Raw genomic sequence first — 18,843 nt, 5'->3', positions numbered from 1 at the left:
CAGAATCAGCCATGACGGACAAGAAAAACATTGAAATTCTTCGGGTGACGTACCTGCGTGGTCCCAATATCTGGACCTATCGCCCGGTCATTGAAGCCTGGGTTGACATTGGCGAGCTTGAAAATCACCCCTCCAATACCATCCCTGGCTTTTATGAACGCCTTTCGGCGTTTTTGCCCGGCCTGATTGAGCACCACTGCAGCCCAGGCGTACGCGGTGGATTTCTTCAGCGGGTCCAGGAAGGCACTTGGGCGGCCCACATTCTGGAGCATGTGACGCTGGAGTTGCAGAATCTCGCCGGCATGCGCACTGGGTTTGGCAAAGCACGCCAGACCTCCAAACCCGGCGTCTACAAAATTGCTTTTCGCACCCGGCAAGAACAAGTCGGACGTGAAGCACTGGCGGCCGCCCGGGACCTCGTCATGGCAGCCATCCATGACACTCCCTACGACATCGCCACCACAGTGAGCCACTTGCGTGAAAAGGTGGATTCGCTGTGTCTGGGGCCCAGTACCGCCCACATTGTGGACGCCGCCACCGCTCGGCAGATTCCGTCCATCCGCCTGACAGAAGGCAATCTGGTGCAACTGGGCTACGGCATCAACCAGCGCCGCATCTGGACAGCAGAAACCGACCAAACCAGCGCCATTGCTGAAGAAATAGCGAGTGACAAAGACCTCACCAAGTCCCTGTTGCAATCGTGTGGCGTGGCCGTGCCAGAGGGACAATTGGTCCGCAGCGCAAACGAAGCCTGGGAGGCCGCGAAGGACATTGGGGTGCCAGTGGCTGTCAAACCCTACGACGGTAATCATGGACGCGGAGTGTCTCTGGACCTTCACACCCAGGCCGATGTCGAAGCCGCCTACCAGCTGGCGCACCGCAAGGGCGGCGGCAGCGTCATCGTGGAAAAATTCATTCCGGGCAATGAACACCGTTTGCTGGTGGTCGGCAAGCGCGTGGTCGCCGCGGCCCGCGGCGAAACCGTGTCGGTGATTGGCGATGGCATTTCCACCATTGATGCACTCGCTGACTTGCAGATCAATATTGATCCGCGTCGAGGCTCTGGCGAGGATGCACCACTCAACACGGTCAATCCCAGCGAAAGTGCCGAAGTCATTCTGGAACTGGAACGTGCGGGCTTGACCTCGGAGTCCATTCCCGCCAAAGACCAGAAAGTATTGATCCAACGCAACGGAAACGTCGCCTTTGATGTGACGGACATCATGCATCCGACGGTCGCGGCCACGGCGGCCCTGGCTGCGCGCATCGTCGGCCTGGATATTGCCGGTGTGGACATGGTGCTGGAAGACATTTCGAAGCCCATGAACAGCCAGCGTGGCGCGGTGATCGAGGTCAACGCCAGCCCCGGCTTGCTGGCGCACATCAAACCGGCGCAAGGACAGGGCCAGCCCGTTGGAAAGGCGGTTATTGATCACCTGTTTCATGCCGAGAGGGATGGCCGCATTCCGATCATTGGCATCACCGGAACCCAAAAAACGGCCCGTATCGCGCGGCTGGTCGCTTGGCTGGCGCACATCAGCGGCAAGCACGTGGGCCTGGCCTGCAGTGAAGGCCTGTATCTGGATGGCAGGCAAGTGGTCGCCACGGACTGCGCACACTGGGAAGCCGGACAACGCCTGCTGATCAATCGATCGGTGCAGGCAGCCGTCTTCGAGAACGGCAGCAAGATGATCCTCGCCGAAGGACTGGCCTATGACAAATGCAGCGTTGGCGTCATCACGGACGTCAGCTGGCACGAATCGTTGAACGAATTTGACATTCTTGACGCCGAGCAGGCATACAAAGTGGTTCGTACGCAAGTCGATGTCATCTTGCCCAGCGGCACCGCGGTACTCAACTCTGCGGATCCGCAGGTGGTGGAGATGGCCGAGCTGTGTGACGGCAAGGTTATTTTTTACGGACTCGACCCGAGTCAGGCGACGATGGCCGAGCACCGCGCCGCCGGTGAACGCATTGTTTTCGTGCGCGACGAACAAATTGTGCTGGCGCAGGGAATGGAGGACATCGCCCTGCTGCCACTGGCGTCCCTCAAACCGGCCAAGGCATCCCAGCCTGAAATGGTGATGGCTGCGGTAGCCGCAGCGTGGGCATTGAATATTCCGCCGGAACTGATTGGCGCAGGCCTGCGCACCTTTGAATCCAGCCCCAAAAAAACTCCTTACTGATTGATCGCACCCCATGGAAGTTAACCGTATCCGGGCCCTGCGCGGACCCAACCTCTGGAGTCACCATACCGCCATACAGGCGGTGGTGTCGTGCAGCCCCTCAGAGTGCGCCATAGAGAACATTAGCGGCTTTGAAGTGCGTTTGCGGGCGCGTTTTCCAGAGATCAGCCTCTTTCAGCCAACAGGCCAAGTAGGCTCGATTCCCATGGCCCATGTACTGGAGTTGGCTGCACTGGGCTTGCAGGCCCAGGCCGGTTGCCCGGTTACGTTCAGTTGCACCACTCCCACCGTAGATGTCTGCGTCTACCAGGTCGTGGTCGAATACAGCGAAGAGGCCGTCGGTCGACTCGCCCTGGATCTGGCGCAGGCCCTGTGCCAGGCGGCATTGGATGACACACCCTTTGATCTGGCCCATGCCCTGTCGCAATTGCGTGAGCTCGATGAAGACGTGCGCCTGGGGCCCAGCACGGGATGCATCGTGGATGCGGCCGTGGCCCGCAATATTCCGTTCAGCCGGATGACCGAGGGAAGCATGGTGCGCTTTGGCTGGGGCAGCAAGCAGCGGCGCATTCAGGCCGCTGAGATTGACGTTACCAGTGCCATTTCGGAAGCCATTGCTCAAGACAAGGAACTCACCAAGAAGCTGCTGGCTGCTGCGGGTGTGCCTGTTCCTAACGGCCGCGCGGTGACGGACGCCGAAGATGCCTGGGTAGCGGCCTGCGAAATTGGTCTGCCGGTGGTGGTTAAACCCAATGACGGCAACCAGGGCAAGGGCGTTACGGTCAACATTACCGACAAAGAGCACCTGCTCAAGGCCTACGCGGCAGCCGCCGAATTTCGGGATGACATTCTGGTTGAGCGCTACATGCCGGGCAACGACTTCAGGTTGCTGGTCGTGGGCGACAAGCTGGTCGCCGCTGCGCGAAGGGACCCACCTAAAGTGGCGGGCGACGGAGTACACACCATCACGGAGCTCGTCAATCTGGTGAATCAGGATCCGCGTCGTGGCTCGGGGCATTCGACTTCGCTCACCAAAATGCGCTTTGATGACATCGCGCACGCCTGCCTGGCCTCGCAAGGGTTCTCCGCGGATGACATTCCCGCCAAGGGACAGCGGGTCAACCTGCGCAACAACGCCAACCTGTCCACGGGTGGCTCTGCCACCGATGTCACCGACGATGTTCACCCGGACGTTGCCGCGCGCGCGGTGGCGGCGGCCCACATGGTGGGGCTTGATATTTGCGGCGTGGACGTGGTGTGCGACAGCATTCTGCGACCCATCGAGGAACAGGGCGGGGGCATTGTGGAGGTCAACGCAGCACCGGGCTTGCGCATGCACCTGAGCCCCTCGTTTGGCAAAGGCCGCCCGGTGGGTGAAGCCATCATCTCCACCTTGTTCAAGAACGGGCAGAACGGGCGCATACCCATTGTTGCGGTGACCGGAACCAACGGCAAAACCACCACGGTGCGCCTGATTTCGCATCTGCTGACACAAAACGGTCTGTGCGTGGGAATGACCAATACCGACGGCGTCTACGTTGGCGGCAACTGCATTGACACGGGCGACTGTAGTGGGCCAAAAAGCGCACGCAGCGTACTGCTGCACCCGGACGTCGATGCCGCCGTGCTGGAAACGGCCCGCGGCGGCGTTTTGCGCGAAGGCCTTGCATTTGACCGCTGTGATGTAGCCGTCGTTACCAACATCGGCAGCGGCGACCATCTGGGACTGAACTACATCACCACGGTGCAGGATCTGGCCGTATTGAAACGGGTGATCGTCCAGAACGTGTCCCCCAAAGGCGTCGCGGTACTCAATGCGATTGACCCTAACGTTTCCATCATGGCCAGCAAATGCCGCGGTGCGGTCACGTTCTTTGCCGTGGACAAATTCCACCCTGTGATGGCGACCCACCGGGCCCAGGGTCAGGCGGTGGTGTACGTTGAGGATGGCCACGTGGTGGCGGCAAAAGGCGATTTCCAGCAAAAGATTGCCCTGGCCGACATACCTATCACGTTGGGTGGCGCCATTGGCTTTCAGGTCGAAAACGTCATGGCTTCCGTCGCGGCAGTGTGGGCGCTGGGCGTTGATTGGGATGTCATCCGCCAAGGTCTGGCGCTCTTTGCCAACGATACGGACAACGCGCAGGGGCGTTTCAACCTGTTTCAGTACCGTGGTGCCACCGTGATTGCTGATTACGGCCACAACCCCGACGCCATGGTGGCCCTGGTACAGGCCGTGCAGGCTATGCCTGGGACCCGCCGCACGGTAGTCATTAGCGGCGCTGGGGACCGGCGCGATCAGGACATCCGCCAGCAAACCGAGATTCTGGGTGACGCATTTGATGAGGTCATCCTCTACGAGGACCAGTGTCAGCGCGGACGGCAGGATGGTGAAGTGATTGCCTTGTTGCGCCAGGGATTGGCCCAAGCGCGCCGCACCACCCACTCAATGGAAATCCAGGGCGAGTTTCTGGCGATTGATACCGCGATGGACAAACTGGCACCGGGAGAGTTGTGCCTGATCCTGGTGGATCAGGTGGAAGAAGCGCTTGCCCACATTGCCACGCGGGTGGCGAAGGGCTGATCCGGGAGGCTGCGGGAGCGGATCAGGCCCCTTCGAGGGCCGGCTCCCGCCCCATCAGGGCGGCAACGGCCTGTGCAGGTTTCAGGCGTCCATCCAGCAAATCGACCACCGCCTCGGCAATGGGCATGTCCACGCCTAGACTGCGAGCGCGCTGCAACACGGTACGCGCGCTATAAACGCCTTCAGCCACGTGACCCAGCGTTTCAACCGCTTGCTGCAGCGTTTTGCCTTGCGCCAAAGCCAAGCCCACGCGCCGGTTGCGAGACAGATCGCCAGTAGCGGTCAACACCAAATCCCCCAAGCCACTCAAGCCCATGAAGGTTTCAGTTTTGGCACCCAACGCCAGCCCTAAACGCGTCATCTCGGCGAGCCCGCGGGTAATCAACGCGGCGCGGGCATTGAGACCCAGTTGCAGTCCATCACACAAGCCCGTTGCAATAGCCAGAACGTTCTTCACGGCTCCGCCCACTTCGACACCCACCACATCGTCATTCGCGTAGACACGCAGCGTCGGGCTGTGGAAGGCGGCAACCAAGGCATCACGCACCTCGGCATGCATACTCGCCGCCACCAGGGCCGTGGGTTGACCCAGCGCCACTTCTTGCGCAAAGCTGGGGCCACTGAGCACGCCGGCGCGCAGGCCGGGGGCGACCTCGCCCTGCACTTCGTGGCCCAGCAGCCCGGAAGCCGTGCTCACCCCTGCCTCAAAGCCCTTGCACAACCACGCTACCGGGGCGCGGCAACCACGCATCTGCGAGAGCAAACCGCGAAGCCCCGCCATGGGTGAAGCCACGATCACCAAGTCATATTGCGACAGTGAATCGACCAGTTCAGGCAAATTGCTCGCACTGATCTGCAAGTCCGAAGGCAGCGCAACCCCGGGCAGGTAGCGCCGGTTTTCACGCTGCTGCAGCAAGGCCTGCCCCTGCTGGGCATCACGCACCCAGAGGGTGACCTGGTGGCGTGACAGTCTGTTGCAACAAGCACTGATGGACAATGCTGTGCCCCACGCTCCGCCACCCAGCACTATTATTTTCATAGCTGCTTACGCAATGAATACGGGGGCTAGAGGCCGATTGGACTTAAAAATTTACTGGGGCAAGCTGCCAGCAGGCGCGCCAGCACTTTCCGCTTTCTGCTGCTCATACATGGCCTGGAAATTGATTTCAGACAGATGCACCGGTGGAAAACCACCGCGCTGAATCAGGTCTGCCACGTTACCGCGCAAATAGGGATACACGATCTGGGGACAGGCAATGCCCATGATCTGACCCAATTGTTCTTGCGGCAGGTTGCGGATTTCGAAAATACCGGCCTGCTTCGCTTCTACGAGAAACACGGTTTTATCCTTGATTTTGGTCTGCACGGTTGCCGTCACACACACTTCATAGATGCCCTCGGCAACCGGTGTTGCTTCTACGCCAAGCTGGATGTCCACCGCTGGCTGCTCTTGGTCCAGCAATATGCCGGGAGAGTTGGGCTGCTCCAGCGAAGCCTCCTTCAGGTAGACGCGCTGAATCTGGAAAATAGGATCTTGGTCAGACATGGAAAAACCTTCAAAGTAAAACAAAGCCCGCCCGAAATACGCCGGACGGGCTGACAACAGGAAATGCAATTGTGAGGGATTATCTCAGCCGAAAACCCGCCAAGAGTAAACCCCGCACGTGACTTTTATGTGGCAATCAGACTGCGTTGAGCAAAGGCAACAAACCGCCCCTGCTGTCCAGCGCCATCAGATCATCGCAACCGCCCACATGGGTGGAACCAATGAAAATTTGCGGCACGGTGCGCCGACCGGTGATTTCCATCATCTTCACACGCTCATCGGGCCGCGTGTCAATGCGGATTTCTTCAATGCTCTCCACGCCCTTGGACAGGAGAACCCGCTTCGCCTGCACGCAGTAAGGGCAGACAGCGGTGGTGTACATCTTGACAGATTGCATGGATTTAGCCTCGCTCAATAGGAAGATTCGCGGCTTTCCAGCTTGCCAGCCCACCACCCAGGGATTGAGCCTGCTCGTAACCCAGTTTCTTCGCAATCGCAACAGCCCGGCCGGAACGCGCGCCCGACTGGCACACCAGAATCAAGGGAACGGTCTTGTTCTTGACCGCACCCGTAAGCTTGCTTTCCAGCTGGCCCAGCGGAATATTTTTGGCTCCACCCACATGCGCGGCCGCAAACTCCGCCGGCTCGCACACATCAATCACCACCCCTTTTTCACGATTGATCAGCTGCACCGCCGTCGCGGGGTCCAAACCGGTCATCGCAGCGCCCTTCATCACAGGCCACAGCAACAGCGCCCCCGAAGCCACCGCTATGGAAATCAACATCCAGTTATCGAAAATGAATTTCACTTTGTTCCTTGTTAGTTACTTAACCGTCAGCCCTCCATTTTAGAATGATGGCTGTTTCGCTGCCGGACACCCGGCCCCAATCCCGCATTTACTTCGGTCACCATGTACAAACTTGTTCTCGTTCGCCACGGCGAATCCACCTGGAATCTTGAAAACCGCTTTACCGGATGGACCGACGTTGATCTGACGCCCACCGGGGTCGAGCAGGCAATCAATTCCGGCCGCCTGCTGAAGTCCGAGGGTTACGAGTTCGATATTGCCTACACCAGTGTGCTCAAGCGCGCAACGCGTACGCTGTGGCATTGCCTGGATGAAATGGATCGCACCTGGTTGCCTGTGGTGCACTCCTGGCGTCTGAACGAGCGCCATTACGGCGCACTGCAAGGGCTGAACAAAATTGACATGGCCAAGCAATACGGCGATGCCCAGGTTTTGCAGTGGCGCCGCAGCTATGACACGCCGCCGCCGGCGCTGGAACCCACCGATGCCCGCTGTGAACGCTCCGACCCCCGCTATGCCAAGCTGCAACCCGAGCAAATTCCGCTGACCGAATGCCTCAAGGACACGGTCGCACGCGTCATGCCATTCTGGAACGACTCCATGGCACCCGCCATCCTGAGCGGAAAACGCGTGCTGGTGGCGGCCCACGGCAATTCGATCCGGGCGCTGGTGAAGTATCTGGACAACATTTCCGACGACGACATCGTCGGTCTGAACATCCCCAACGGTATTCCTCTGGTGTACGAACTGGACGCAAACCTCAAACCGATTTGCCACTACTACCTCGGCGACGCCGAAGCAGCCGCCAAAGCTGCTGCCGCAGTGGCATCCCAGGGTAAAGCCTAGGTAAAGACGGGTCCGTTTCTGACCTGTTTTCCGGCTATTCCCGGCATTTGATTCAGGAACTGAGGGAACTCAAAGCGGAGGCCCTCCTCCAAGGTGTATATTGAATCCACACAGGAATACTTATGGGTCAAAAACTAAAAATTGCAGGCTGGATCGGCGTGGGCGTCATGGCTGGGGCATTGACAACGGTGTCGCTCCAGACTGTTGCGCGCAATACGCTTGCGCCTTTGCCGCTGGAAGAGTTGCAGCAACTGGCTGCCGTCTTCGGCATGGTCAAGAGCGACTATGTCGAGCCGGTCGATGAGAAAAAACTGATCACCGAAGCCATATCGGGCATGGTCTCCAGTCTGGACCCGCATTCCCAGTACTTTGACAAGAAATCGTTCAAGGAATTCAAGGAAGGCACCTCTGGCCGCTTTGTGGGCGTGGGCATCGAAATCACCCAGGAAGACGGTTTGGTCAAAGTGGTGTCTCCCATTGAGGGTTCGCCCGCGTTCCGCGCGGGCCTCAAGACCAACGACCTGATCACCCGGGTGGACGACGCGGCGGTGAAGGGCATGACCCTGAACGACGCCGTGAAGCGCATGCGGGGTGAACCCAATACCAAGGTCATTCTCACGATCTTCCGCAAGGACGAAAACAGAACCTTTGCCGTCACCATTGTTCGCGAAGAGATCAAGCAGCAGTCCGTGCGGGGCAAAGTCATGGAGCCGGGCTATGCCTGGATCCGTGTCAGCCAGTTCCAGGAACGCACCGTGGAGGACTTCGCCAAAAAACTCGAAGAAATCTACAAGCAGGACCCCAACATCAAAGGCTTGGTGCTGGATTTGCGCAATGACCCGGGCGGTCTGCTCAATGCCGCAGTGGCGGTATCGGCAGCCTTTCTCCCAGAGAACGTGACGGTGGTGTCCACCAACGGACAAACCGCCGACAGCAAGCAGGTATTCAAGGCTACCCAGCGCGATTATCTGAGTCGCGATGGCTCGGACCCGCTGAAGGCATTGCCGGCAGCACTGAAAAAAGTTCCTTTGATCGTACTGGTGAACGAAGGCTCGGCGTCTGCCAGCGAGATCGTGGCGGGCGCGTTGCAGGATCATAGCCGTGCCACCATCATGGGCTCCCAGACTTTCGGCAAAGGTTCCGTTCAGACATTCCGCCCCTTGGGGCCTGATACCGGCTTGAAGATCACCACCTCGCGTTACTACACCCCGAGTGGGAAATCCATTCAGGCCAAGGGCATCGTGCCCGACGTGATGGTGGACGAAACCGAAGAAGGCAGCCCTTTTGCAGCCCTTCGCACGCGTGAAGCCGATCTGGGTAAACACCTTGCAAGCGGTCAGGGTGAAGAAGTGAAAGACGCCGCCCGTGAAAAGGCCCGCGAAGAAGCGCTCAAGCGCCTGGAGGAAGAGTCGCGCAAGCCCGCTTCGGAGCGTCGTCCGCCCGAGTTCGGTTCGGACAAGGATTTCCAGTTGATACAGGCGATCAACCAGCTGAAAGGACGCCCCGTCCTGATCAGCAAGACCCAGGTGGAACGCAAGGAAGAACCCAAAGACAATTGACCTGCGCCATGGATGATTTGCAGTTGCTGCGCTATTCGCGCCACATCCTGCTCAACGAGTTGGGAGTGGAGGGGCAGCAGCGGATTTTGGAAGCACATGCGCTGGTGATCGGTGTGGGGGGGTTGGGTTCCCCTGCCGCGCTCTACCTTGCCACGGCCGGAATCGGGCACCTCACGCTGGTTGACCACGACACAGTGGACTTGACCAACCTGCAACGCCAGATCATTCATACGGAGGCCCGTATTGGGCAGCCCAAGGTCGAATCGGCGCGCCAGACTCTATTGGCCATCAATCCCGGCCTGCAGATCACGGTGCTGAACGAGCGCGCCGATGCGACACGCCTGGATACGCTGGTTGCAGATGCCGACGTAGTGCTGGATTGCAGTGACAACTTCTCCACACGACAGGCCCTCAACGCTGCGTGCGTTCGCCACCATGTGCCACTGGTATCCGGTGCCGCCATCCGCTTTGACGGTCAACTGGCGGTGTACGACCCGCGCCAGGACGACTCACCTTGCTATGCCTGCGTGTTCCCTCCCACCACCGACTTTGAAGAAACGCGCTGTGCCACCATGGGCGTGTTCGCGCCGTTGGTGGGCATCATTGGCAGCATGCAGGCGGCTGAAGCGCTCAAGTTGGTCAGTGGCGCCGGGGAGCCCGCCATCGGACGCCTCCTGATGCTCGATGGCCGCAGCATGGGCTGGACGGATATCCGGCTGCCGCGCAACCCCCAGTGCCCGGTGTGCGGCACGGCTCACCAGCCCGGGTAGCAGCTGCCGTGCCGGCGTCGAAAATCGCCAGGCTTCTCGGCATTCCCTGACGCAAACAGGCCCCGAGCCTGCGCACGGGCCGCGACTTCCTGGCGGTCATAGCGGCCCTTGCGTGCATGCCAGCGATACGACCAGGCATTTCCCTGCGTCACCATCCATGCACCGACGTCGGCCCCTTTTACACGCACGCGCGCGACCAGACGCCTGTAGTCATCCTGTGCGCGGCTTTGCACCTGCACGCGATGGTGCAGCGCTACCTGCGCCAGTGCCTGGCGCGCTTGTGGACCCCACGGCTGACAGATTTCCGGGGCATCCAGCCCCTCCAGACGCACATGGCGCAATGACCCGCCGCCGATCGGGCGCACATGCAAGGTGTCGCCGTCGACCACATATTCGACGAATCCACTCCAATCCCCCGCCGCATATGCGCTAGCTGCTATAAAAATAAGAGCAATCGAGAGAAAAACTGATTTCATGGCAGCATCATAGATGGCCACGGCCACACTAAGATACGGGGAATCTTCCTCACCCACCACCCAATGACCCCACTTGCCCGATGGCTGCCATTTTTACAGTGGCCCCGCCCCACTGCCGCAATACTGCGAGGGGAATTGGTGGCCGGGCTAACGGTTGCGCTGATCATCGTGCCGCAGTCCGTCGCCTATGCCGCGCTGGCGGGGATGCCCTTGATTACCGGCATCTATGCCTCTTTTTTGCCGGCCCTGGTGGCGGTCTTGTGGAGTGCCTCGCCACGTCTGTCCGTGGGTCCGACGGCATTGACGAGCCTGTTGGTCATGGCATCGCTCACCGGCCTGGCGGATCCGGGTAGCGCCCAGTGGGTCGCTTTGGCCGTCTGGCTGGCTTTGTTAAGCGGGTTGATGCAACTGGCCTTGGGACTGGGCCGGTTCGGCTGGATTCTGAATCTGGTGAGCTCGCCGGTTCTGGCGGGCTTCACCCAAGCGGCCACCGTGCTGATTGTGTTGTCGCAGTTGCCGCCTTTGATCGGCATGCAAAGCACCTGGTCGGAATGGCATTCCCTGCGCGTGGCGCCGGCCGATGCCGCATTTGGCCTGGTCAGTCTTGCTGTACTGGTAATCGGCAAGAAGCTGGCGCCCAACGCGCCCACCGTGATGGCCGTGGTGGTGGGCGCCGGCGTCGTGAGCTACCTTAGCGGATTTGCAGCGCATGGAGGTGCCGTGATCGGCAGCCTGCCTTCGGGCTTGCCGGGTCTTTACTGGCCAGGCGGCTTGGACTGGACTACGCTGGGGGCATTGGTTGTGCCCGCCATGGTGATTTCACTCGTGAGCTTTCTCGAAACCGCATCCAGCGCCAAGGCCGAAAGCCAGCTGGAGGGAAAACCGTGGAACGATAACCAGGACCTTATCGCCCAAGGCCTCGCTAAAATGGCATCGGGCTTAACCGGCGGATTCCCAACCAGCTCCTCATTTTCACGGTCTGCCATCAATTTGTATGCCGGTGCAAAAACTGGCTGGGCCACAGTGGTCACGGTTGCCATGGTTCTGGCCGTGTTGTTATGGCTCACGCCCGCGCTGTACCACGTGCCTTCAGCAGCGCTTGCAGCGGTGGTGGTGGCCGCTGTCAGCAGCCTGTTCAAACCAGCCAGCTTTGTGCGACTATGGCGGGTGATGCCCGTAGAAGCCCTCACCATGGGCGTCACTTTCCTGGTCACCCTGGTCACCGCGCCCCGCATTTACTGGGGTGTGCTGGCCGGTGTTTTGATGGGGCTGAGCCACTTTCTGCACCAGCGCCTGCATCCGAGAATCATTGAAGTGGGCCTGCATCCGGACGGGAGTCTGCGTGACCGGCACCTCTGGCAATTGCCGCCCTTGGCACCCCATTTTTACGCCCTGCGCATGGATGCCGAACTGGATTTCGCGGCAGCGAGTAGCCTGGAGCGCACTATTGTTGACTACCTGGGTAATCATCCGGACGTTCGCCATGTCGCGTTGTTTGCCCATCCCATCAACCGGATTGATGCCACAGGCGTGGAGGCATTCGGCCAGATCGCACGCTACTTGACTGGACGCGGCATAGCCCTGCATATCAGCGGCATCAAACTGCCAGTCGAAACCGTTTTACGCCGCGCAGGGCAGTTGCAGGAGAGCCCCCTGCTTCGGCTGTATCGCACGGACACAGAGGCTCTGGCGGACATTGCGCGGTTGCCATCGTCTTGATTGAAGCAGGAAAGCGACCGTACAAACCCCATTTCGAGTGCAGGCAGTCGCCTGCTTTTCTGGCCTTATTTCGTGCAGAACAGCGCATCGCATCCTGTTAGACTTTGCCTGCAAAACACCGAATCAAACCGTGGTCTCCAAAGCCCCAAACACCATCATTGAATTGCGCAGCCTGCAGTTGGATGACGCGCGTGCACTTCTGGACCATGACATGGTGCAGGCCCTCCCGTCGGCCGAGGAATCGGGTAGTGATTACCTGCAGGGAATCATTAACGGCCTGTGTGAGTTGTCACTCAAGGACCCCCTGACGGGGCTCGCCAATCGCAGACACCTTTGTGCGGTGCAGGAGCGCACTATTGATGGCGTTGCGCGATCAGGAAGCCCGGCACTCTTGTTGATGCTGGACATTGACCACTTCAAGAAAGTGAACGATACCTACGGTCATCAGGCTGGTGATCAGGTACTGCGCACCGTGGCCAAATGCCTGGCCAGTTGCGTGCGGCCCATGGATACCCTGGCCCGCTACGGCGGTGAAGAGTTTGCAGTGGTTTTACCCAACTGCCACACGTCTTTTGGCATAACGGTAGCCGAGCGCATCCGTCAGACCGTCGAGTCTTTGGCGATTCAGATTTCACCCGGTGTCACCATCCACGTCACCGTCAGCGTAGGCGGTGCTTACGCGCCCGAGTGGGTACGCTCAACCGCTGCCTTGTGGACGGAGCGCGCCGACGTGCAGTTGTACAAAGCCAAGACGGAAGGACGCAACCGTGTCTTTCTGGACCAGCAACAAGAAATTTTTGTCAGTGCAGAAGAGAAAAATCTTCTGTTTGGCCATCTCGCGCTGGGTGATCCTGCGTGGGTCGAAAGTGTTCCCAGCGAAATGTCGGGCGCATCCGTCCACAGCGCGATGCAGAGGGTTAATTGATGTCTGATGTGCTGAATCCACCTGAACCCAGCGCGAGCAGCGCCACGGTTCCCCTCAAGCCTTTGGGAAAGGTGGTGGCCGTAACCAGCGGCAAGGGTGGCGTGGGCAAGACGTTCGTCTCAGCCAACCTGGCTGCTGCCTTGGCCAAACTGGGCCACCGGGTACTGGTGCTCGATGCCGACCTGGGACTGGCCAATCTGGACGTGGTTCTCAATCTGTACCCAAAGATCACTCTGCACGATGTGTTCACGGGTAAAGCCAAGCTCGAAGAAGCCATCATCCGGGCACCGGGCGGATTTTCCGTGCTGCTGGCCGGCTCGGGTATGGTGGAATATTCCCGCCTCACGCCCGAGGTGCGGGGAGACTTCCTGCGCATCATGAACGGACTGGTGCCGCATTACGACATCGTGCTACTGGACACGGGGGCAGGGATTTCCGATGTGGTTCTGTTTGCCGTGTCCCTCGCCTCCGAAGTGCTGGTAGTGGCCACGCCCGAGCCCACCTCGCTTACGGATGCGTATGCAACCATCAAAGTGCTGGTCGGACAACAGAAACGGCAGAGCATCCGGATGGTGATCAACCAGACCGCACGCTTGGGCGATGGACGGGCCATTACCGTTCAGCTACAACAGGTGTTGGATCGATTTGTCGTCAGCGAGCCCGGACGACCCATCAAACTGATTCACATGGGTGATATTCCTGCGGACCCGTCGGTACGCCAAGCCATCATGCGACGCCAGTTGCTGATGCAAAGCACCCCCGGCAGCCCAGCGGCAATGGCGATCTCCCAACTGGCGCTCAAGATCCAGGACGCGGTCATTCCACGCTGAACAGCGCTTGGCGTGGCTCACGCGCTGATGATCCAGCCCTCCAGGGGATCCACATCAGGAGGCAAACCGTATCGGGGCGCACCATTGAGGTGCTGCTGGTACGACCACGCCGCCTGCACCAGGCAGAGCGCGGCGTCCAGGGCATCACCGGATGCATCGTCAACCAGCGCGTCTCTTTGCGCATGCGATACCTTCAGACGCAAACCTAATCGGCTGTGACCCATTTCCAGTGCGGTTACAAGATCCTTGCGGGCAATCAGGCGATCAACGGTCTGTTTGGCCTTCTCATCGCTTTTGTAGCTACGCAGCCCCAATATTTCCCGGGCCAGCAGGCCTGGATAGGCCTCCAATGCCACGCGACGGGGTTCCCCTTCAGCATTTACGTCCAGCACATCGCCTGCATGCAGGCTTGGCAGGTGGACACCGGCCTCCAAAAGCAGTGGTGCTCCAGCGTGCAACATGTAAGCGACGGGTGGGTTCACCCATTTCATGGATGGACTCGACCCCGCGAGACGGTCCGTAGCACGGTGGGCAAATTTGCCACCCACAGGGCGCTCGGCACAAAATCCTGCAAACCGGGTGCGGATGTCTTCCCGGCTCAGTGAGGCGTAGTGCTGGACGCAGGCTTTCCACTCCAGCGGCCAGCCCATCGCCTCAACCAGTTCACGAGGCAAGCCAAAGGGCAAGTCAAAAGCGCCCAACCAGCTCTGCGGTAGGCACAGCCAATCGGAAAAAGCTTGCAGGGACTCCAGTCGTTCGATTCGTGTGAGTCGCACGCGACCACTGGTCAAATCACCAAAAGCCAGAACAATCTGCTTGCGCTTGGTCGGACTGCTGGAGAAATCGCACCCCAGCAGCACGGTCATGGCAGCCGAGTCAGACCCGCCCGATGATGGATGCCGTTGCCATCAACTCCTCAAGCAAAGCCAGAGACACTTGCCCCGAAACTGCGTAAGGATTGAGCTCAGGCTTCTCAGCGTACTTCAGAAGAATGCTGTGATTGATTTTGGACATGTTGACCTGGCCCATGGTCCACCCACCGAAACGGCGCTCGGAGATTTCTTCGTAGTGCAAAAGCACAACATCCTTGTGCCGGGCGTCTCTCTGAATGTGACCGTACAACTCACTCACGGGCATCCGTCCACCTTCAATGGCTTGCAGAAAAATGCCGCCACCGTAACAAAGAATGCCGGTAATGCCGGATGTGGGGTTGTACTGACGGGACTGGGCCAGGATCGCCTCGATCGCATCCGCACTGGGATCAATCGCGCGACTGGCGTAAAGCAAACGTACCAACATGGGATCAACCTTTCCGGGGAATCAGGGACAAGAATTCGCGCCGCAGGTTCGGGTCTTTCAGGAATACGCCACGCATGACCGAGTTGATCATCTTGCTGTCCATATCCTTCACGCCGCGCCAAGCCATGCAATAGTGACTGGCCTCCATCACGATGGCGAGGCCATCGGGCTGCGTTTTTTCCTGAATCAGGTCGGCCAGCTGCACCACTGCCTCTTCCTGAATTTGAGGACGTCCCATAATCCATTCGGCAAGGCGAGCGTATTTGCTCAACCCGATGACATTGGTGTGTTCGTTGGGCATGACGCCAATCCATATTTTCCCGATAACAGGGCAAAAATGGTGACTGCAGGCGCTGCGCACCGTGATGGGCCCCACAATCATCAACTCATTGAGGTGACCGACGTTGGGAAACTCGGTGATGGTCGGGCCCGCTACATAACGGCCGCGAAATACCTCATTGACGTACATCTTGGCCACCCGACGCGCGGTATTGTCGGTATTGTGGTCATTTTCGGTATCAATGACGAGGCTGCTCAGCACGCCTTTCATCTTGTCTTCCACTTCATCCAGCAACAGCTCCAACTCGCCAGGCTCGATGAACTGCGCAATATTGTCATTGGCGTGAAAGCGCTTGCGCGCAGCTTGCACACGCTCCCGAATCTTGACGGAAACAGGAGTTCCCTCATCCGCATCAACTGAATTCATGGTGCTCTGTTTCTTCATTAACATCAAAGAATACTACCAGCCTTTGGGCGACAAGGTTTGCAGGTCAAGCCCAAGTCCCCAAGGCGCAGAATGCTATGAAATCAATAGCGTCTTCCGGTTAAAAACAGAAGCAGGCGCATCACACCGAATGCCAGTCGGTCCAGTGCACGCTGTTGCCAGGGGCGATCAGCGCAAAGCTGGGGGTCAAGCTTGACTGTGGGGGTTTCCATGGCGGTGATCAGGCAGGTTCGCAACTCCTCGGCGAACACAGTGTCCTCGACCACGACGTTGGCCTCCCGCGCCAGCAAGAGACTCAAGGGATCGAGATTGGATGAGCCCACGGTAGCCCAGTGCCCATCTACCACGGCCACTTTGGCATGGAGAAAACCAGCAGAGTACTCGTGTATCTCGACACCTGCCGCCAGTAGCACGCCAAAAACCGGCCGCGTGGCGTGGTACTGCATGAAATTTTCGTAACGACCCTGCAGCAGCAATCGCACCCGCACTCCGCGGCGCGCGGCGTGTATCAATGCCCGGCGCAGCTTGCCACCGGGCAAAAAATAGGCATTGGCAATCAGGACTTCCTGGCGCGCACTGGCGATGGCCTTGCGATAGGCCCGTTCAATCCGGGTGCGGTTGAGCAGGTTGTCGCGCAGTACCAGCATGGCATTGGAGCCGGCGCTGTGTGAATCCGCGGAGCTGGAAGGTGTCCACACAGGGCACAGGGACGCCGTACCGGCGTTCTGCAAGGTCTGCCGTGCACCTTCAAACTGCATGTGCTCCAACTGCAGCGTCAGTTGCAGCCGCTCCCAGAACTGAACCATGGTTCGGTGAACATCCGCCACCAAAGGGCCCCTGACCTGTACAGAAAAATCGAACCGCGGCGACTCCAGGACACCGTGAGCAGGATCAAAAAGATCATCCAGAATATTGATCCCGCCACAAAAGACTACGGCTGCATCGACCACGCACAGCTTGCGATGCAGCCGGCGCCAGCGACCGGGAATCAACAAACCCCAGCGTCCCAGGGGGGAGAAGCGGTGCCAGTTGACGCCCGCTTCCGTGAGCCGATGCGCCCAGTCGACTGGAACCGAGGGTGTTCCAATGCCATCCATCACCAGGTAAACGGCTACACCTCGCTGCGCGGCCCGAACCAGGGCCGTCGCCACCCGTTCTCCGGAAGCATCAAAACTGAAGATGTAGGTTTCCAGGCGCACTTCCAGCGTGCTGCGGTCGATCGCATCGACCAGCGCCGGGAAAAATGCGGCTCCGCCTTCCAGCAGGTTCAGCTGATGACCTGGCCTGGGCTGCGGGAAGGCCACTAGGCCTCCAACGGAAGGTCAAACTCGGCGATCAATGGCAGATGGTCCGACATGCGCCCCCATATGCGCCCGCGCGGAACCTCCAGGCCCAAGGGCTGGAGGCCACGCGCAAACACGTAGTCCAGTTGCACCACAGGCAGACGGGATGGGAAGGTAGCCACCCGCTGGGCTCCGAACGACGTCAATCCCGCAGCACCCAGCGCTTTCTGAACCAGCGTGCCCCAGTCATTGAAGTCACCCGCCACCACCAGTGGCACATCTGCGGGTATCTCCCGCTCGATAAAGCGTGCGACCTGGTCAAGCTGGCGTACCCGGCTCGCCTTGATCAGACCCAAGTGCAGCACCACGACATGCACGGCTCTGCCATGCACCAGCACCTCAGAATGCAACAACCCGCGCTGCTCAAAACGGTGGTCCGACATGTCCTCGTGCTGGTGCCCCACAACCGGCCAGCGCGTCAGCATGGCGTTGCCATGCTCTCCGTGGCGGGTATGGGCGTTGGTCTGATAAATCGCGGTGTAACCCTCAGGCGCCAGAAAATCAGCCTGCGGCATCTCCGGCCACTGGGTGAAATACTCAGACTCCTTGCGGTGCATCTTGCGCACCTCCTGTAAACACACAATGTCTGCGTCTAGTTGTTCGACCGCGTGGCCCAGATTGTGAATTTCAAGGCGTCGTCTGGGTCCAATGCCCTGTACGCCTTTGTGAATGTTGTACGTGGCTACGCGCAAAAGTGTCATGTGGTTTCGTTCTCGCTCGGTCGTACAGACTCTGCAAATCGGGGAAGCCATAGTATGGCTTCGGCATTGGAGGGTGAAAAACACTTTGCGGCGGCCTGCTGGTAAGGCAACCACTGGTAGTGAGTGTGCTCCAGAGGGGCCAGCGTCACAGGGCAGGCGAACGGCACCTGTAACCCGAAAACATGCTCGGTGTTGTGGCTCACGCCTGGGGCGTAGCGATCCAACCAGCGGGGATAAATGCTGTACACATTTTCCAGATGCCAATCCTGTATCAAGGTTGCCGGCGGCAACCCCGAAAGGCCATCAACTACCGCTTCGATACCGGTTTCCTCGCGCACTTCGCGCACCGCAACCTGCGCCAACGGCTCGTCCAGTGTGTCTTTGCTACCCGTAACCGACTGCCAGAACTCTGCCAATTCCCCCACGCCGTCGGCACGCCGGATCAGCAACACCTCCAGCAACGGGGTGTAGATAACGACGAGAACCGATTCGGGAATCTTGTAAGGTTTGGGCATAAAAAAAGGGC

The 18,843-nt window shown here is 59.3% G+C and carries 19 protein-coding genes; 8 read left to right on the top strand and 11 right to left on the bottom strand.

The features are described 5' to 3' along the window. Positions 1–11: 11 nt before the first annotated feature. Complete coding sequence (locus AC097W_RS00295; RefSeq protein WP_479600256.1) at positions 12–2,186, top strand: cyanophycin synthetase; 2,175 nt, start codon at positions 12–14, stop codon at positions 2,184–2,186. 13 nt (positions 2,187–2,199) lie between these two features. Continuing rightward, on the top strand, positions 2,200–4,770 hold the full coding sequence (gene cphA / locus AC097W_RS00290; RefSeq protein WP_479600255.1) for a cyanophycin synthetase: 2,571 nt from the start codon (positions 2,200–2,202) through the stop codon (positions 4,768–4,770). A 22-nt stretch (positions 4,771–4,792) separates the two neighbouring features. Here cphA and AC097W_RS00285 read toward each other — a convergent pair whose 3' ends face one another. From AC097W_RS00285 to AC097W_RS00270, 4 genes are all read right to left on the bottom strand, one after another. Then, entirely contained in the window at positions 4,793–5,809 is a 1,017-nt protein-coding gene (locus tag AC097W_RS00285) for an NAD(P)H-dependent glycerol-3-phosphate dehydrogenase (RefSeq protein ID WP_479600254.1), read from the bottom strand. Between the two features lie 51 nt (positions 5,810–5,860). Next, positions 5,861–6,316 (bottom strand): protein-export chaperone SecB, encoded by a 456-nt coding sequence (secB, locus tag AC097W_RS00280; protein WP_479600253.1) that lies wholly within the window; start codon positions 6,314–6,316, stop codon positions 5,861–5,863. Between the two features lie 136 nt (positions 6,317–6,452). Then, on the bottom strand, positions 6,453–6,713 hold the full coding sequence (grxC, locus tag AC097W_RS00275; RefSeq protein ID WP_479600252.1) for a glutaredoxin 3: 261 nt from the start codon (positions 6,711–6,713) through the stop codon (positions 6,453–6,455). Positions 6,714–6,717: 4 nt separating this feature from the next. Beyond that, a complete protein-coding gene (locus AC097W_RS00270; protein WP_479600251.1) occupies positions 6,718–7,125 on the bottom strand; it encodes a rhodanese-like domain-containing protein in 408 nt (135 codons plus the stop codon). 102 nt (positions 7,126–7,227) lie between these two features. Here AC097W_RS00270 and gpmA point away from each other — a divergent pair, with 102 nt between their 5' ends. The 3 genes from gpmA to AC097W_RS00255 all read left to right on the top strand — a co-directional run bounded on the left by gpmA (position 7,228) and on the right by AC097W_RS00255 (position 10,300). Next, the gene (gene gpmA / locus AC097W_RS00265) at positions 7,228–7,971 is read left to right on the top strand and encodes a 2,3-diphosphoglycerate-dependent phosphoglycerate mutase (protein ID WP_479600250.1); all 744 of its coding nucleotides are present in this window, start codon (positions 7,228–7,230) and stop codon (positions 7,969–7,971) included. A 122-nt stretch (positions 7,972–8,093) separates the two neighbouring features. Continuing rightward, complete coding sequence (locus AC097W_RS00260) at positions 8,094–9,530, top strand: S41 family peptidase (RefSeq protein WP_479600249.1); 1,437 nt, start codon at positions 8,094–8,096, stop codon at positions 9,528–9,530. 8 nt (positions 9,531–9,538) lie between these two features. Then, on the top strand, positions 9,539–10,300 hold the full coding sequence (locus AC097W_RS00255) for a HesA/MoeB/ThiF family protein (RefSeq protein WP_479600248.1): 762 nt from the start codon (positions 9,539–9,541) through the stop codon (positions 10,298–10,300). On the opposite strand, the gene AC097W_RS00250 is transcribed toward AC097W_RS00255, so the two are convergent. After that, complete coding sequence (locus AC097W_RS00250) at positions 10,285–10,776, bottom strand: thermonuclease family protein (protein WP_479600247.1); 492 nt, start codon at positions 10,774–10,776, stop codon at positions 10,285–10,287. The two genes, AC097W_RS00255 and AC097W_RS00250, sit on opposite strands and share 16 nt — an antisense overlap. 63 nt (positions 10,777–10,839) lie before the next feature. Here AC097W_RS00250 and AC097W_RS00245 point away from each other — a divergent pair, with 63 nt between their 5' ends. The 3 genes from AC097W_RS00245 (at position 10,840) to AC097W_RS00235 (ending at position 14,250) form a co-directional block, all read left to right on the top strand. After that, positions 10,840–12,495 carry a SulP family inorganic anion transporter gene (locus AC097W_RS00245; protein ID WP_479600246.1) on the top strand — a complete coding sequence of 552 codons (1,656 nt, stop codon included), beginning with the start codon at positions 10,840–10,842 and terminating at the stop codon, positions 12,493–12,495. Between the two features lie 130 nt (positions 12,496–12,625). Continuing rightward, positions 12,626–13,420, top strand: a complete 795-nt coding sequence (locus tag AC097W_RS00240; protein WP_479600245.1) for a GGDEF domain-containing protein — start codon at positions 12,626–12,628, stop codon at positions 13,418–13,420. Continuing rightward, positions 13,420–14,250 carry a MinD/ParA family protein gene (locus tag AC097W_RS00235; RefSeq protein ID WP_479600244.1) on the top strand — a complete coding sequence of 277 codons (831 nt, stop codon included), beginning with the start codon at positions 13,420–13,422 and terminating at the stop codon, positions 14,248–14,250. Before AC097W_RS00240 ends, AC097W_RS00235 begins: the two co-directional genes overlap by 1 nt. A gap of 17 nt (positions 14,251–14,267) precedes the next feature. On the opposite strand, the gene AC097W_RS00230 is transcribed toward AC097W_RS00235, so the two are convergent. The 6 genes from AC097W_RS00230 to nudB all read right to left on the bottom strand — a co-directional run bounded on the left by AC097W_RS00230 (position 14,268) and on the right by nudB (position 18,832). Beyond that, entirely contained in the window at positions 14,268–15,116 is an 849-nt protein-coding gene (locus tag AC097W_RS00230; RefSeq protein WP_479600243.1) for a DUF429 domain-containing protein, read from the bottom strand. A 10-nt stretch (positions 15,117–15,126) separates the two neighbouring features. Further along, complete coding sequence (locus tag AC097W_RS00225; RefSeq protein WP_479600242.1) at positions 15,127–15,549, bottom strand: BLUF domain-containing protein; 423 nt, start codon at positions 15,547–15,549, stop codon at positions 15,127–15,129. 4 nt (positions 15,550–15,553) lie between these two features. Continuing rightward, a complete protein-coding gene (gene folE / locus AC097W_RS00220; protein ID WP_479600241.1) occupies positions 15,554–16,255 on the bottom strand; it encodes a GTP cyclohydrolase I in 702 nt (233 codons plus the stop codon). A 101-nt stretch (positions 16,256–16,356) separates the two neighbouring features. After that, positions 16,357–17,577, bottom strand: a complete 1,221-nt coding sequence (clsB, locus tag AC097W_RS00215) for a cardiolipin synthase ClsB (protein ID WP_479600240.1) — start codon at positions 17,575–17,577, stop codon at positions 16,357–16,359. Beyond that, complete coding sequence (locus AC097W_RS00210; protein WP_479600239.1) at positions 17,577–18,317, bottom strand: endonuclease/exonuclease/phosphatase family protein; 741 nt, start codon at positions 18,315–18,317, stop codon at positions 17,577–17,579. The genes clsB and AC097W_RS00210 overlap by 1 nt, the downstream gene beginning before the upstream one ends. Continuing rightward, the gene (gene nudB / locus AC097W_RS00205) at positions 18,314–18,832 is read right to left on the bottom strand and encodes a dihydroneopterin triphosphate diphosphatase (protein ID WP_479600238.1); all 519 of its coding nucleotides are present in this window, start codon (positions 18,830–18,832) and stop codon (positions 18,314–18,316) included. The genes AC097W_RS00210 and nudB overlap by 4 nt, the downstream gene beginning before the upstream one ends. Positions 18,833–18,843 lie beyond the last annotated feature (11 nt).

The organism is Rhodoferax sp. GT1R46 (assembly GCF_056521285.1).
Note: the sequence above shows the minus strand (reverse complement) of the source record. Positions and strands in the feature narration are given on the sequence as shown.